The 16,036-nt window shown below is 58.7% G+C and carries 14 protein-coding genes; 3 read left to right on the top strand and 11 right to left on the bottom strand.

Translation table 11 applies throughout. From position 1 onward, the window contains the following. Window positions 1-32 precede the first annotated feature (32 nt). On the top strand, window positions 33-995 hold the full coding sequence (locus H4317_RS16600) for an FKBP-type peptidyl-prolyl cis-trans isomerase (RefSeq protein WP_185887677.1): 963 nt from the start codon (window positions 33-35) through the stop codon (window positions 993-995). Window positions 996-1,163: 168 nt separating this feature from the next. Here the strand turns inward: H4317_RS16600 and recO are convergent, their stop codons facing one another. The 4 genes from recO to H4317_RS16620 form a co-directional block, all read right to left on the bottom strand. Beyond that, on the bottom strand, window positions 1,164-1,880 hold the full coding sequence (gene recO, locus H4317_RS16605; protein WP_185887678.1) for a DNA repair protein RecO: 717 nt from the start codon (window positions 1,878-1,880) through the stop codon (window positions 1,164-1,166). Between the two features lie 108 nt (window positions 1,881-1,988). Beyond that, window positions 1,989-4,298, bottom strand: a complete 2,310-nt coding sequence (porZ, locus tag H4317_RS16610) for a type IX secretion system anionic LPS delivery protein PorZ (protein WP_185887679.1) — start codon at window positions 4,296-4,298, stop codon at window positions 1,989-1,991. Between the two features lie 57 nt (window positions 4,299-4,355). Further along, window positions 4,356-4,979, bottom strand: a complete 624-nt coding sequence (locus tag H4317_RS16615; RefSeq protein WP_185887680.1) for a thymidine kinase — start codon at window positions 4,977-4,979, stop codon at window positions 4,356-4,358. 217 nt (window positions 4,980-5,196) lie between these two features. Next, the gene (locus H4317_RS16620) at window positions 5,197-5,523 is read right to left on the bottom strand and encodes a 2Fe-2S iron-sulfur cluster-binding protein (protein ID WP_185887681.1); all 327 of its coding nucleotides are present in this window, start codon (window positions 5,521-5,523) and stop codon (window positions 5,197-5,199) included. Window positions 5,524-5,559: 36 nt separating this feature from the next. Between H4317_RS16620 and H4317_RS16625 the strand changes: the two genes are divergently transcribed. Both H4317_RS16625 and H4317_RS16630 read left to right on the top strand, forming a co-directional pair. Then, window positions 5,560-6,750 (top strand): DUF8457 domain-containing protein, encoded by a 1,191-nt coding sequence (locus tag H4317_RS16625; RefSeq protein ID WP_185887682.1) that lies wholly within the window; start codon window positions 5,560-5,562, stop codon window positions 6,748-6,750. A gap of 87 nt (window positions 6,751-6,837) precedes the next feature. Beyond that, entirely contained in the window at window positions 6,838-7,896 is a 1,059-nt protein-coding gene (locus tag H4317_RS16630; protein WP_185887683.1) for a hypothetical protein, read from the top strand. A 4-nt stretch (window positions 7,897-7,900) separates the two neighbouring features. Here the strand turns inward: H4317_RS16630 and H4317_RS16635 are convergent, their stop codons facing one another. The 7 genes from H4317_RS16635 to H4317_RS16665 all read right to left on the bottom strand — a co-directional run bounded on the left by H4317_RS16635 (window position 7,901) and on the right by H4317_RS16665 (window position 15,962). Continuing rightward, entirely contained in the window at window positions 7,901-9,478 is a 1,578-nt protein-coding gene (locus H4317_RS16635) for a hypothetical protein (RefSeq protein ID WP_185887684.1), read from the bottom strand. A gap of 39 nt (window positions 9,479-9,517) precedes the next feature. Then, entirely contained in the window at window positions 9,518-10,822 is a 1,305-nt protein-coding gene (gene rodA, locus H4317_RS16640) for a rod shape-determining protein RodA (RefSeq protein ID WP_185887685.1), read from the bottom strand. A gap of 107 nt (window positions 10,823-10,929) precedes the next feature. Further along, entirely contained in the window at window positions 10,930-12,768 is a 1,839-nt protein-coding gene (gene mrdA, locus H4317_RS16645) for a penicillin-binding protein 2 (RefSeq protein WP_185887686.1), read from the bottom strand. 125 nt (window positions 12,769-12,893) lie between these two features. Then, the gene (locus H4317_RS16650) at window positions 12,894-13,421 is read right to left on the bottom strand and encodes a hypothetical protein (RefSeq protein WP_211539049.1); all 528 of its coding nucleotides are present in this window, start codon (window positions 13,419-13,421) and stop codon (window positions 12,894-12,896) included. Beyond that, the gene (gene mreC / locus H4317_RS16655; RefSeq protein ID WP_185887687.1) at window positions 13,418-14,344 is read right to left on the bottom strand and encodes a rod shape-determining protein MreC; all 927 of its coding nucleotides are present in this window, start codon (window positions 14,342-14,344) and stop codon (window positions 13,418-13,420) included. Before mreC ends, H4317_RS16650 begins: the two co-directional genes overlap by 4 nt. Before the next feature lie 88 nt (window positions 14,345-14,432). Continuing rightward, window positions 14,433-15,458 (bottom strand): rod shape-determining protein, encoded by a 1,026-nt coding sequence (locus H4317_RS16660; protein ID WP_044014329.1) that lies wholly within the window; start codon window positions 15,456-15,458, stop codon window positions 14,433-14,435. 300 nt (window positions 15,459-15,758) lie between these two features. Beyond that, on the bottom strand, window positions 15,759-15,962 hold the full coding sequence (locus tag H4317_RS16665; protein WP_185887688.1) for a hypothetical protein: 204 nt from the start codon (window positions 15,960-15,962) through the stop codon (window positions 15,759-15,761). Between the last annotated feature and the right edge of the window lie 74 nt (window positions 15,963-16,036).

Consider the following 16,036-nt stretch of genomic DNA (forward strand, 5'->3'; position numbering starts at 1 on the left):
GCCCCTCCTACCTTCGTTCTTTATCGTTTGCTATGCGCCGCCTGTTGCTTCCTTTGCCGCTGTTGTTTTTCGGGTTCCTGGGTTTTGGCTTCCAGCCCTTTCAGGGAGAACCAAAACCCTTCAGCAAGACACCTTCCGGTATCGAGTACCGTATCTACCGGAAGGTGAACGGGCGCTACACGCTCCGTACTGATGTGCAACCAGCCGGTGATGCAACGTATGCCAGCCGGGTTGGCAAGGTTCTGTCGGCCCATCTGCAATACCGCACCGGCAAGGATTCAACCGTGTTTAACTCGCGGCGCCAGCTTCGGGTGCCCGTGCAGATACCGTTGGCGGAGCTGAAGGTAAAAGGAGGCGTGGAAGAGGCCATAGCGCTGCTGCAAGCCGGCGACTCGGCTATTTTCCGGTTTCAGGCCGACTCCGTTTTCGCGAAGTCGTTTCGGCAGCCAGTACCGCCACCCGTGCGGCAAGGCGGCAACGTGCTGCAGCTCCTGGTGAAGGCTAATCAGGTTATGACACCCGACGAAGCGCGCACCGAGCAGCAGCGCATGGTGGAGCTGGCCCAGCAGAAAGAAGCCGCCGAAGCGGCCCAGCGCCTGCCCAAGGATATTGCCGCCATTCAGGCGTATGCCACCCGCAACAAACTGCCAGCACTGCAGAAAGCGCCCGGCGGCACCCACTACGTCATCACGAAGCGCGGCACCGGGCCCGTGCCGGCACCCGGCCAGACGGTATCGGTACTATACAAAGGGGCGTTGCTGAACGGCAAGGTCTTCGACTCATCGGGGAAATCTGGTGGCCGGCCGATTGACGTGCCGATTGGCCGGGGCATGGTGATTCAGGGTTGGGACCAGGCTATTCCGCTTTTGCCCAAGGGCAGCACCGCCATTCTGCTCATTCCTTCCGGGCAGGCCTATGGTACCCGCGGCGCCGGCCCCGATATTCCTGCCAATTCTATCCTTCGCTTCGACGTGGAGTTGGTGGACGTGAAGTAGCAGTGGGGGCCAGCATGTGCCTTAAAAACTATTTCGTTACGCTCATCGCGCATCTACCCAAAAGCCCTTCAGCGCCAGTTTAACAGACTGACGTCAAAGGGCTTTATACTTTAGGACACTATCTGAAACTGGCGGCCATACTGCGTTTCACTTGAAATACACAGGAAGCTACTCAGCCAGCACTTCTGACAAAATAGACAGAGAGCGGACTTCGCCCAGCCGTTCCACGTGCAGCTGGTAGTATCGGATAAGCACCGCCAGCAGCTCGCGCCGTATACGGCCATTAGGCACTGTGGCGTGCGCCGGGTCGCGGAGAAGTTCATCAAAATACTGCTCAAACTCCTGCAGGCGCAGCACAGCCGGGCCACTGCCCTGCGCGGTAGGCGCGGTAGCAGCAAAAGCCACCTGCGTTGTAATTTCCTCGCCGCTTTCCACGCCGAAACCCAGGTAGCGGGCCAAACCCAGCAGAAATGTCAGCGCGAAGTTCTCGTGGCCGCTGGTCTGCTGGTCGAAGGTCAGCAGGCTATCATGCAGAAACTGGAATAGCGGCTCGTTTTCCTCTTCTTCCAGCAGCGCGTGGCCCAGAATTTCGGATAGCACCAATGCCACACTGCTTTTCTGCACATCGTACGGCAGGCTGCTGTACGGCTCGGCGCAGCGGAACTCCGAGAGACGGGTGAGGCCGCCAGTGCGTGAGGTGTAGGCCACCAGCTCCAGCAGCGTGAGCGGCTGAAACAGCGCAATCCGGCCCGGGGGCTTGGCTTTGCGCACGCCATTCACTACGTAGCTCTGCACACCCAGCCGCTCGGTGTATACCCGCGCAATGATGCTGGTTTCCCGGTATCGGATATAGCTCAGAACAATACCGCGGGTTTTGATTAACATGAAATGCTGTGCTGCTTAGTTGATGAGCTGATATGCTCTCCGAGAGCCTGCTGTGCTGCATAACGTGGGAACTACCCAGCACAGTAGCACATCCAGGAATCGGCTTGTCTACTGCTCTACTACGGCAATCTTGCTGATACAGCCGTTCTTTCCTTCCGCATCCGATGAAAGCACCAGATACACCCCCGACTGTACTTTGCGGCCGTTGTAGTCGGCCAGATTCCAGATGACAGTGCCGCCAGTGGCAGTGGTCTGAAACACCAGCTTGCCGGTGACATCCGTGATTTTGACGATGCCATTGTTGGACAGCCCCGACACACCTACCTGCCCCGTGAAATTGGTGCGCACCGGGTTGGGCGTCACTTTGGCGCATTGCGGCGTGCCTTCCGTAACCGTAGCCGAGCCTTTATAAGACACTACGCCGGCCACCGTAGCCGCGAATACCTCCCCGGTTTTATCATTCACGGCTACATCTACAATCTGGTTGCTGGGCAATGGGCTGTTAGCGGTGGTGAAATGGTGCACAACTGCGGTGCCGTCTTCGCTGAGCAGCCACAGGCCCCGGTCGGTACCGAACCACTTACGGTTGGCTCCATCTACTGCCACAGCGCGTACCACTTCCTCGTTCAGGGCTGGAAACCGGTCGAGGATGGGGGTAGTGAAAGCAGGGCGGGCATCCGTGAAGGCCGAGCTTGGGTCGTCGAACACGGCAATGCCTTTGTCCGTAGCGACCCATATAGCCCCTTTACGGTCCTTGGCCAGCGCATAAATCGTGTTCGAAGGCAGGCCATTGGCTTGCGAGAAATAGACCGGCGGCGTTTTGTTCACATCATCGTAGGCCATCAGCCCAGCACCCAGCTTACGCGCCTGCGACACCCACACTGCCCCAAAATCGTCGAGCACCAATCGGTCCAGGTTGTCGAAGCCGGGATAGAACGGGATGGTACGCCACGTGTCTGTGGAGGGGGTCAGCACGTGCAGGCCAGAGCGGCTAGGCTGCTCCGGATGGCGTGTAGCCACCCAGACGTCGCCGTTGGCCGCCGCTGCCACATCTGTCACGCGGGTGTACGGCTGCCCCGGAATAGCACTTATGAGTGGACTGTTGGCGGGCGTATAGAGCGTAAAGTCTCCGGGAGCTTTCCAACGGAGCAACCCGTCGCCATAGCTACCTACATACAGCGTCCCATCTGGTGTGCGGGCACCCCGGGTAATGTCCTTGATGTTGGGATACTGCGTTGTTGTCGGGTAGTTCTCGCTGGTATAGTTGGTCCAGCGGCCTTCCTGGTACTCGTAAAAGCCTGAACGGCGCTCCTGCTGGGTGTACGCCAAATCAAAGCCTCCTGTAAACACATTCACTGTATTGCTACGGGCATCAGCCAGCAGCCCAAAGGCCTGTTGCGTTTGGGGCGCATTGCCCATAAACGCCTCATATGTGTTCCGGTCAGTGGTTCGGAGCAGGCCGCGCTGCAGGTCGGCAATATAGATAGCGCCGTCCTTGGCGCGAAGGCCAAACCGGGGCGAGGAAAACGCTGCGTTGCTCAGTACCGTCACGGCATTGCTGGTGACATTCAGCAAGGAAACCTTGGTTTCATCCGTGAAAAGCAGCCCTGCCGCTGAGGACGTGAGGCTGGTGTAGAAATTGGCGTAGGTGGTGTTAATAGCCTCCCAAACAGAGCCGGAACGGTACCGCAGAATATTGCCGAAGCTGCGACCGGCATATACCTGCCCTCTATGCGTAACCAGGGTTTTGAAGAACCCATCATCGGCCGGAATATCCAGGGTCCAGGCCCGGTAGTCAGCCAGGTTGGCCGTGAGGCTGGCGTGGTGCAGGCCCTTATCGGTGGCGGCAAAGATGATTCCGCCCGAAACGGTGGTAGCGTACACCTTCACCCCTGCGCCCAGTGGCCCAATGTTGGAATACGTGTCGCGCACTTCCAGCTTGCTCAGGTCCACCACCACAATGCCAAAGTCGCAGGCGAGGTAGGCCCGCTGCCCGCTGAAGCTAATGGCATTAATGGCTTTGCTGCCCGAGAGTTGCTTGCGCTGAATGTCACTGATGTTGCGGATGCGGCCAGCATCAGCACTGATCAGGTCCAGATTGGCATCCTGATAGGCCACCAGCAGCTGCTGACTTACGGAGTCGTAGGCAATGGTTTTCACTCCAGCGCCATTTAGGCCGTCGCGGCTGGAGAGTAGCGTAGTCGTGCTAGTTTCCTTATCGAAGTAGTAAAATGAGTTGTCGGCGGCTACGTAGATGCGGTTGCCGGCCTCCGCCAGCACGCGGGCTCCGCTGGTAGGAAGGTGCAGCTGCCAGTCGCCGAAGCCTACGCTCTGCGCCTGTAGGGTAGCCGGCGCGGCCAACAGGGAAGCCACCAATAAAACGACACGGTAGGGTAACGCGCGTAGCAGACGAATCATGGGCAAGAACTGGCAATAATGAACTATAACTGGCTGCATAACGCCCGACGCCGGGAATTAGTGCTTGTGAGCCGCCGCCGTTTCCAGCGCCGATTTTTCCTGCATGCCTTCCAGAAAACACGGTCGGCAGCGGGCCTCGTACGCGTCGGTTTCGCCCAGCAGTATTTTATCTTCGGAAGCGGCCATGCGGAAGGAATACGAGGCAATTTCGCCGCAGCAGACGCACACCGCATGCACTTTGGTCACGTATTCGGCTACAGCCATCAGGGCCGGCATGGGGCCAAAGGGCTTACCCAGAAAGTCCATATCAAGGCCAGCCACAATAACGCGGGAGCCATGGTTGGCCAGCTGCACGCACACGTCCACGAGGCTCTCATCGAAAAACTGAGCCTCGTCAATGCCTACCACGTCGCAGCCCCCGGCCAGCAGCAGAATTTCCTGCGCCAGCGGCACCGGTGTAGATCGGATGCTGGTAGCATTATGCGACACTACATCCTCAATGTGGTAGCGCGTGTCTAGCGCAGGCTTGAAGATTTCGACCCGCTGACGGGCTATTTTGGCGCGGTTGAGGCGGCGGATCAGCTCCTCGGTCTTACCCGAAAACATAGAGCCGCATACCACTTCAATCCAGCCCCGGCGGGGTACATCACGGCCATTGCCGACACGGGGTTCAATAAACACAGACTTGTCAGTTGCAGGTTGCCAATTGCCCGGGAGCAGACACCCACCGGAACATCTAAAGTACGGCTTTCGGTGGGTTAGCTCCAACCCGATGTTGCCAGGTTTGTCCCGAAGTGCACAGCCTCAGGAAGTTGCTACCAATACAAGCTCATGCTCCAAATATTCAGCCGGCCGCATAGCGCCCCACCTACCGGACTGCTACAGAATAAAAGCGCTTCTAAAGCGTATACTGCATGTGCGGCAGCATGGTAGCGCTGGGCACGCTTCCTGTCACGTGTCCTTCAGCCAGCCGGGCTTGGCACGTCAGTCGTTCTTGTGGTAGCAGACGGCCGGCGGCGAGGTAACGCAACTCCGGGCCGGTGGGCGGCGTTAGGCCCTCGGCACCACTCGTAACAATGAGGCGGCAGGTGGTGCAGCGGCCTTTCGCGCCACACGCGTGCATCCAGTCATGGCCGGCGGCTTGTAGGGCTGCTAGCAGGGTGGCGCCGGCCGGCACAGGCACGGCCGCAGCAGCAGGCAGGTTTTGCACGGTGAGCGTAGGCATTTTCCTTAACTTTCTGGCCTGAATCAGGTGTTTTCGATGAACAACAAAGATAACGCGACCTTTCGCGAACAATACGGCCGCCGACTGGCTGCCCAACTCTGCGACCAGCACTTCGGCGCCCGCCCTACCGCTACCCTCGATGGTCCGGCGGTGCTACGCTTCACGCCCATCCGGCAGGTAAACCTGTTCGTGGTGCAGCAGTTGCTGGCGCAGTGGACTCAGGAAATGGCCCGTCTGCGCAGCCCCTATTTCGATTTCGAGGCTGAGGATGTGCGCCAGTCCCTCACGCAGTTTATGAATGTGCTGTCGCGCCGCATCAAGCTGGCTCGCCCCACTTTCGAGCCGCTGCTGGCCCGCGCCATCACCGACACGCTGGCTATTCTGCTGGACCCGGCCACTACATTCGAGCAGAAACTACTGGGCGCACAGGCTACCGCAACACCCGAGCAGTTGCGCGATTCGCTGCGTTATTTGGATGTAGACAAAGTTTTTTATCAGGATTTTCTTGAGTCGCTGCCCGCGGGCACCGCGCAACCCCAGGAAGCGCTGCTGAAACGGTTTGCTCTCTATCAGGAGGCGAACTACAAGCATCACGAGCCCCTGGCCAAGCTTGTGGAGGAGTTCAATGTGCTGCTGCCGCTGACCGAAGGCGAGTTGCAAGGCACGGTGCCGGCAGTTGCAGCTCCACCGGTGGTAGCTGCTCCTACTCCGTCTACCCCATCTTCAACCCCGGCACCGCCCGCCCCGCCTGTGGTGCCCCAGCCGGTTCCGCAGGCAGCACCAGCAGTAGCGCATACACCAGAAATGGCAATTGCCAAGCCCCACGTGGCGGCTTCTACTGCTGTAGCAGCTATGCCCATCAACAGCAATGCGGAAACAGCAGCTGTACCTCTTTACGAGAAGCTTAAAGCTGGCCAGCCAGCCACGGCTCCTCTCAGCGAAACTCTGCGGCCTGAGCGCGCTGCCTCCACTCTTGCCGACCAGGCACCCAAAGTAGAAACCTTGCGTGAGGCCATTTCCATCAACCAACGTTTCAGCTTCATTAATGAGCTGTTCAGTGGCGAAAACATGGAATACCACGCCGCCATTCAGCACCTAGACACACTGCCCGACGCCGACACGGCCAAAAGCTACGTCACGCAGGACTTGGCCGGCAAGCACGATTGGAGCCGCAAAGATGAGCACGTCAATAAGCTGCTGAAGCTGATTGACCGCAAATTCGCCTGATTTCTACCGCTAGCGCGTCATGCGGAACGAAGTTGAAGTAGTAGACTGCTAGGACATTACTAGCCTACTATTCCACCTCCGTTCCGCATGGCGTTTTCTACCCCCTCGATGCCTGACGTTTCCTTCCTCACTTCCCGCTGGCGGCGGTGGCTTCTGGTGTATCTGCTAGCGCTGGGCGTACTGGCTGGCCCGGCCTATACCATGTACGTACACTACGACTTCTCTCATTCGCTCGACACGCGCAGCTACCTGAGCATGGCGCGGGGGGAGTTTGAAGGTGTAAGTATCACGCGCCGCTACCGGGTACTGGTTCCGGCCGCGGCGGCCGTAGTGGCCTGGCCGCTGGAACAGGCCTATGCCCGCGTCTGGCCGCAGCGCGCCACCTCCGACTGGCCGCTACGGCTAGCCTTTTATATAGTGAATATGGCGCTGCTGGCGGCAACGGGCGTGGTTCTGTTTGAGACATGCCGGCTTTATGGGGCCACACCGGCTGCAGCGGCGTTGGCGGTAGTGGCGGTGCTGTGCAGCCGCTGGGCCGTATACACCGCCGGCCTGCCTCTCGTAGACAGCCTGTATCTGCTGGTTTTCGCGCTGGCCTTCTATGCGCCGCGCGCCGGCTCCGGCGTAGCCCTGGTGGCCGTGTTGGTGCTGGGCCCGCAGGCAAAAGAGTCGTTTGTGTTTCTGGTGCCGTGGCTGCTGCTGTTTGGCAGGCCGGCGCTGGGCTGGGCCCGGCAGTTGGGCTGGCTGGTGTTGGGCGGCGCGCTAACAATGGGAGTGCGCTACTGGATTGATGCCCGCATCGGCGCACCGCCAGCCGAGAGTGTGAGCAATGCGCTGGACCACGTGCATAACATCACCTACTCGCTCCGGCGGCTGTTTTCGGTGAAGGGGGCCGGCGAAATCTTCAGCATCTTTGGGTTCTTCTGGCTGGCGCTGCTAGCGGGCTGGCGCGGTAGCTCAACTGCTCGTTGGCAGTGGCTGCAGCCTGTAGGCTGGGCGGGGGCTGGGCTAGGGGCCGTGGTTGTAGTTCACATGCTGCTATCCGGTGACCTAGGCCGCATGGGCTACCTGGGCGCGCCGGTTTTTGCAGTGGCCTTCTCGCTGGTACTCACCCAAAAGCCGTGGCTGACGCAACAAGCATCGTAGTCTGCTAGCGGATTTCCGTGAGATATACAGGCCCAAAAAACGTCGGAAACGAGTCGGTGCGGACCAGTTGAAAGCCACGAAGCAACCGGAGGTGCGCCTCGTCGCCGCCCTGCGTGAGACGGGCGCGGTCCAGGAGTTGCGGTCCGCCCAGCACGTCGGTGTACACGCGCTGCCCGGCTGCCCGGCGCGCTTTCAGCCACGCCCGAAACTTCTCCGGCGACTGGCCCGGTTGCTGTACCAGCAGCGCTGGACCCGATAAAATGGTAGGTGGCCCTATTGGCTGGCCGGTGCGGTAGTGTAGCTGGTTCAGCACCAGATTGGGGTCGGAGAGCAGCCACCACGCCGTGGCCTCCTGCTCAGTACGGGCCAATAGGGAGGCCGTGTTGGTGAGGCGCAACCAGCGGAGCGGCACCAGCCCAAACGTGAGGTTCCAGAGCAGCAGCGCGGTACCAGCCAGTACCAACGGCCGGCTAGACCAGGGTCGTTGAATCAGCAGCAGGGCCAGCAAAGATGGTAGCATTACCATAAACTCGGCATTGCCGGCCGCCCACGCAGCGCAGGCAAGTTGCAGCACCAGAATAAGCAGATGAGCCTTAAAAAACAGCTGCTTGGCCCTGCCTGCCACCCCGGTAGGTGTAGCGGCAGATACAATCAGGGGGGCTGGCTCAGCCTTGCATTTTGCTTTCCACCAGTGCCAACCAGCATAAACCATTACTCCAATGCATAGTAGCCCTACAGCACCCAGGGCCGGCCAGCGCTGCAACAGGCTCAGGGTAGTGCCGTGCAGCTGTCCAAACGTACGAACCAGGTTTATGGCGGTAAGCAATAGTGTGCGGCCCGAAAGTGTTGCTCCGGCATGGCCATGGTACAGCTCGTAAAAGATAAAGCGCCACAAGGACTCCGGCGTGAAGAGCAGGTTCCAGGTAGGCAGCGCGGCCGCATATGCCACCGGCACCAGCAGCGCCGGCAACGCATAAAGCCCGGCAAATTTCCAGCGCCCACTCTGCCTGGACATGAGAATGCCCAGTAGCAGCCCTACTCCCCAGAATGCATGAATCTGGTGCAGCAGCGCGGCGGCGGCGGACCAGGCACCAGCCGCCACCCAACTTTGGGTGCCGCCCTGCCCGCTTACCCCCCGCCACCAACTCCGGCTGGCCAGCAACGAGAGCAGCAGCGGCAGCATGTAGGTTTCGTTTTCGGTGGCAAAGCGCAGCATCCCGAAGCTACTGCCCGCTACCAGCAGCCAGCCGGCCACCGGAGCCATTGGCCCACCCACGCGGCGCAGCAGGTCGCGTAGTACCAGCAGGCAGCCCCCAAAGGCCAGGGCGTTCATCACCTTTAGGCCCGCCAGCGTGTCAACGGAAGCGGGCAGCAGGTGCATCCAGAGCCAGCCCACCGCATTATAGAGCAAATGGTGCGGCAATAGCAACTCGTGGCCGTGGCGGACGCAGGCGGCGTAATACCAGGCATCGGGCGTTGAGTTGTGGGTAGGCAGCAGCAGCGCCACGGCCGTCAGCAACGCCACAACAGTCCATTCAGCGCGAGCCGGACGGAAGACAGAAACAGGCGGAGCAGTAGTCAAGACGAAGGAGCAGAAGCACAAATATGCGCTTCTATCTACTTAGTACCGTTCCAAATCCTGCTTACGATAGGCATCAATGCCCAGCAGAATGAACAGCAGAATGGTAAACGACCAGAGCGACGACCCGCCGTAGCTGAACAACGGCAGCGGAATACCGACCACCGGGGCCAGCCCAATGGTCATGCCGATGTTGATGGCGAAGTGGAAAAACAGAATGCTGGCCACGCAGTAGCCGTAGGTGCGCCCAAATACCGATTTCTGGCGCTCCGCCACATACAGCACCCGTCCCAGCAACGCCATGAACAGCACAATCACCCCGGTGGTACCAAGCCAGCCCCATTCCTCCCCGATGGTACAGAAGATAAAGTCGGTACTTTGGGCTGGCACAAAATCGAACTTAGTCTGGGTGCCCTGCAGGAAGCCCTTGCCGGTGAAACCACCCGAGCCAATGGCAATCTTGGACTGCGTCACGTTCCAGCCCACACCCAGCGGGTCGGCGGAAGGGTTGATGAGCACTTCGATACGTTTGCGCTGGTGGGGCTGCAGCACGTTGTTGAAGAAAAAATCTACCCCGAACACCATTCCGATTACGACAGCCCACACGCTTAATGACACCGGCAAATGGTGGCGCATCACCTTCGGATTGAAGACGAAGACCAAGCCCAGAATCACCGTAAAAACTCCTATCAACCACACTTTAGGCACCAGTAGCGCCAGAATCAGGATGATAGCGGCGGCGGCCAGAATCACCAGAATCAGCGGCGACATACCTTCCCGGAAATAGGCCAGCAGGAAAGCAGCAAACACCAGTGCCTGCCCGGTTTCGTTGGCGGCCAGAATTAGCAGCGGGGGAAGCAGCGTGAGGCCCGCCAGCACGGCTTGGTCGCGGAAGTTCTGCTGGCGCAGGTTGATGCTGGCCATGTAACGCGACACGGCCAAGGCGGTGACAAACTTGGCAAACTCGGCGGGCTGCAGCCGCATTGGCCCCAGCTCAAGCCAGGAGCGCGACCCGCCAATAGGACGCGCAATGAATGGCGTGATAATGAGCAGCAGAATCATGCCACCGTAGAGCACAAACGCAAACGTGTCGTAGGCCTTGTAGTCAATAACAAGCAGCATTACGATGAGCACTACGGCGGTACCAATCCACAGAATCTGCTTGAACCAGTCATAGACCATCAGCTCCTGAAAGCTCAGATTGCCGAACAAGCTGCCATTGGTCGGTGCATCGGGCGTGTAGCTGGCCGCGTACACGCTCACCCAGCCCAGCAGCACCATCAGGAAATAGATTCCGACAGTCACCCAGTCGACGCTACGCGAATATCTTGCTGGTGAGGAGGCCATGGTTGAAAGAAGAAGCTACTCTATTGGTAAGCAGGTGGAAGTAGTGGTTTCCTTCGGCAGAAAGGTTTCTACTGTCTCAGGATATTTGTTCAGGCGCCAACAGGGCTTTATCGTTTGCGGATAAATTGTTCGGCTGGCCCTTGGAGCCAGTTTTCCCAGCGTTTGCGCCAGGGCGCAATGTCGCCGCGCAGGTATTTCTCAATCATCAGAGAAGCCAATGGGGCCGCCGATGAGCCGCCGAAACCGGCATTTTCGATGAACACAACAATGGCAATCTTGGGGTCTTCGGCCGGGGCAAAAGCCGCGAAGGTGGCGTGGTCGGCACCGTGACGGTTCTGTACTGTGCCGGTTTTGCCCGCCACCGAAATGCCTACGTCCAGCAAAGACGCGTTGCTGCCGGTGCCGCCGCGGCCATCTACCACCTGCTGCATGCCCGGGATAATCGTTTCGAAATACTTCGGGTCTACCACCGTCACATGCCGTTCCCGGAATTGTGGCAGCGGCCCGCCGCTCCCGATTCCCTTCACGAAATGAGGCGTGTAGTAATAGCCGCGGTTGGCAATGGTTGCCATGACGTTGGCCATCTGTAGGCCGGTAATGCCCATTTCGCCCTGCCCAATGGACAGCGAATAGATGGTCCGAAAGTTCCAGCGGTGAAATCCGTAGGCCTTATCGTAGAAGTCTGATGTTGGAATCAGACCCTTTTTCTCCTGCGAAATATCGACGCCCAGCTTTTCGCCCAGCCCGAAGGTCATCACCTGCCGCCGCCACTCACTGTAGCCTAGTCGGGCATCCTCGAAGCGGTTGGTGGAACGCCCGCGCAGTACAGCCGTGCGCATCACCTGGTAGAAATAGGGGTTACAGCTGTTTTTGATGGCAATACTGACGTTGTAGGGGTGCTCGTGGCGGTGGGTGCAGCGCACTAGCTTCCAGTTGCAGTCGAAGCTGGTCTGGGGCGTCACGACGCCCATTTGCAGCGCCACCAGTTCGTTTACCAGCTTAAATACCGAGCCCGGCGGGTAGGTAGCCATCAGCGGGCGGTTGAAGAGCGGCTTGGCCGTGTCCTGGAGTAGTTCCATGTAGCGGTTGCCCATGCCCTTGCCCGTCAGCACCGACGGCTCGAAGCCCGGCGCCGATACCATGGCCAGGATTTCGCCGGTTTTGGGGTCGAGGGCTACGATGGAGCCGCGCTTGTTGCGCATCAGCATCTCACCGTATTTCTGCAGTTCAATGTCGATACTGGTGTGCAAATCCTGCCCGGCCACCGACAGCGTATCGTATTCGCCGTCGCGGAACGAGCCTTTCTCAATGCCGCGCACATTCACCATACGGTACTGCACGCCGCGCTTGCCCATCAACTGCTGCTCGTAGAAGGATTCCAGCCCCGAAATACCCAAAAAGTCGCCCGGCAGATACTTGGCATACTTCTCCTTCTCCAGGAAAGCCGGCGTGATGGCGCCTACATAACCCAGCGCGTGGGCCATGTTCTCGGTGCGGTAGGAGCGCGCCATCCGGGCCTTGATACTGAAGCCGGGAAAGTCGATGAGGTTGTCCTGGATGGCAGCCAACTCGGGCGTGCTCAGGTTCTGGACCAGCGGCGAGGCCTTGACGCGGGAGTAAGCACGGGCCATTTTCAACGATTCACGCACTTCTTCCAGCGGCAATTGCAGCAGCTGGCAGAAGCGCACCGTATCGAGCTGCTTTACTTCGCGCGGCACCACCATCAGGTCGTAGACGGGCGTGTTCTGCACCAGCAACTGGCCTTTGCGGTCATAGATCAGGCCCCGATAGGGCACCTGCACGATGCGCTGCAGCGTGTTGCGGTCGGCGGCCAGTTTGTAGCTGCCGTCGAGCACCTGAATGTAGAAAAGCCGGGCTCCGAAGGTGAGAGCTACAGCCAGAAAAATAGCCGCCACCACAAACCGGCGTCCTTCGAGATATTGCAAAGCGTGTGTTCTGAAAGAAAAGCACTTGCGGCCCTACGGCCGGATTCACAAAGGTACGGCCCGGCAGTCTTACTACCAGCTATATAGCCGCGCTATCCGGAAGCGGTTTCCAGGACGGTCGGTGCCTAGCGGTTCCGTCTTTTGGTGGGGAAGAAAATGAGCTGGATAATCAGCAGCGTGAGCCCTGTGAATAGCGTGCTGACCACAATCTTGACCAGCGTAAGTCCAAACGCCTGAAAGCTGCCCAGCTCCAGCAGAAAAAATGCGGTGTGGTGCAGCCCGATCAGCAGCGCCATGTATACCACAAACCACTGCCCGCCCATCTGGTGCACGTTCACCGAGTCCTGGGTTTCGTAGCCGTCGCGCGGCGTGAGCAGGCGCAACACCCACGGCCGCAGGTAGCAGAGCAGCACGGCCGCAGCCGCGTGTACACCGCCCGTGTCGTAAAAAATATCCATCAGCAGGCCCGTCACGAAGCCCAGCACCAGCTGCAGCACAATGGGCGTGCCGATGGGCAGAAACAGCAAAAAGCCGAGGTAAAAAAAGCACCAGCCAAGATCAAACAGGGCCAGCTTACTCACCAGGAGCATGTGCACGGCCATGTAGAACACAAAGCGCAGCAGCTGAATCAGCAGCATTCCTACTCCTTTCATGGCCGCTCCTCCCCTTCTGGCTTCATGCCGGCTTTTGCTTCCAGCGTGTCGCGCTCCACTTTCGGGCGCGGATTCACAACGTACACGTAAGTCAGTTTTGAGAAGTCGACGGACAGCCGCACCCGCACCGTCCAGAAGTTCTTGTCGGCTTCCTTCACAAACGAGTCAATGGTACCGATGATGACGCCCTCCGGAAACAGTGCGTTGTAGCCCGAAGTAACAATGGTGTCGCCGCGCACGAGTTTGTTCTGACGCGGAATGTAGTCGAGCAGTGCGTGCGTGAAATCGTCGCCGGGCCACTTAATACTGCCGAAAGTGCCGTCGCGCTTGATCTTGGCCGATATCGACGTTTTGGAGTGCAGAATCGACGTGACGGTGGAGTAATGCTCGCTGGCCACTTTCACCCGGCCTACCACACCTGCTGCCGCCAGCACGCCCATACCCGGCCGGATACCCTGTTGGGTGCCAACATTCAGCGTGAGGTAGTTATCCACACGTCGCAGTGAGTTATTCACAACCCGCGCCGCAATGAGCGGATAATCCGGGTCGCGGGTAGGCAGCGTGCGCAGGCCTAGCAGCAGTGAATCGGGGTGCGGGAGGCGAGCCATACGGGCCCGCGACGTGCTATCCTGAGGCACGGGTAGGCTGTCAGCCTCGCGGCGGCTTAGGTCGGCGCGGTAAAGCTGCTGGCGTAGCAGGGCATTCTCCTGCACCAGTCCTTGATTGATACTTACGAGACGGAAGTAGTCGAATATCTGCGTCCGCACGTCCAGAATCTGGCCTACGTAAGCATTCGATGAGTTGAAAAATGCTGCCCGCTGATAGGTGCTGTTGCGCACCAGCAAGTACAAGCTCGCCACTTCCAGCAACGCAAACACGAGCATACCCCGGTAGCGAAACAGAAAAGCGAAGAGGTTACTCATGAATCAAATACGCATGAGGAACGAACAGGAGGAACAGAGAACCGGCCGTTGCGAAATTCTCTGTTCCTCCTGTTCGTTCCTCATTAGATTACGTCAGCAGAACGCTGCGGAAGGCCTGAATATTCTTGATGGCGGCACCCGTACCGCGCACTACCGCCCGCAAAGGGTCTTCGGCAATGTGAATGGGCAGCTTGGTTTTGGCGGCCAGCCGCTTGTCGAGGCCCCGCAGCAGCGCGCCGCCACCAGTCAGGTGAATACCATTTTCGTAGATATCGGCCGACAGCTCGGGCGGCGAGATTTCCAGCGCTTTCAGTACGGCTTCCTCAATCTTGGCCACCGACTTGTCGAGGGCAATAGCAATTTCGGAAGAAGTCACCTTGATAACCTTCGGAATGCCAGTCATCAGGTCGCGGCCACGCACCTCGAAATCGGGCGGCGTTACGTCCAGTTCGGTCAGGGCCGCCCCTACTTCAATCTTGATGCGCTCTGCGGAACGCTCCCCGATCAGCAGGTTGTGCTGGCGGCGCATGTAGTCGAGAATGTCCTGGTTGAACACGTCGCCAGCCGTTTTGATGGACTGGTCGCAGACGATGCCTGACAGGGCAATTACCGCAATTTCGGTGGTACCACCTCCAATGTCGATAATCATCGAGCCCACGGGCTGCTCCACGTCGATACCGATACCAATGGCCGCGGCCATCGGCTCCTGAATCATCCAAACTTCTTTGGCCCCGGCGTGCTCAGCGGAGTCACGCACAGCGCGCTTCTCTACTTCCGTAATGCCTGACGGAATGCAGATGACCATGCGGTGCGACGGCTGAAACAGCCGGGTCCGGGTGTCAATCATCTTAATCATGCCCTTAATCATCTCCTCGGCGGCATGGAAGTCGGCAATTACGCCGTCTTTGAGGGGGCGAATGGTTTTGATATTGTCGTGGGTCTTTTCGTGCATTTGCTGCGCTTGCCGGCCCACGGCAATTACTTTGTTGGTTGTACGGTCTTTGGCGATGATGCTCGGCTCGTCCACCACGATTTTATCGTTATGAATAATGAGCGTGTTGGCCGTCCCCAAGTCAATGGCGATGTCGCTGGTCAGGAAATTAAAGAAACCCATTGATTAGCGGCAGTTTAAAAGAAGGTGCGCGGATGGAGTCCGTGCAAAGTGGGCGCAAAAGTACGGAAGTTTCGGCGAAGCACAGCTGGTATAATCATGGCATGCTTATAGGCTGGCCGAAGGTATTGTGGTCATTGCGAGGCGCAACGAGTAAAGCAGGCATCTTAGTATAGTATAATTCCGGCTTGGGGCGGAGCTCTGTTACTTTTCAGCAAAAAGCCCCGCCGTCTGCGTACGCCGGGGTTTTTTGCTGAAAAATGCGGTAGGGCTTTTGTTCGTTGGATTACGGTGGTGGGCAAACTAGGCTGTTAGCTCCTGCTGGCGCAGTCGGCGCGCCCGCCGCCAACCCACTAGCCGACCGACACTCCCCATCAGAAAACCAACCGCCAGCAGCGTAAAGCCCAGACGGGCGCTGGCCAGATGCCCGACCCGGATAACGGCCCCACCCAGCAGCAGTAAGACACCTACTACGTACAAGAGAACTTCCAGACGGCTGGTTTTCATAGGCTAAGTGGTTGATGGCGGAGCAACAGTCAAGTTTAGCAATAAAACTCTCTTCTACTACACCCGCTGCCCAG

Source organism: Hymenobacter sediminicola, assembly GCF_014250515.1.
Taxonomy (GTDB): Bacteria; Bacteroidota; Bacteroidia; order Cytophagales; family Hymenobacteraceae; genus Hymenobacter; species Hymenobacter sediminicola.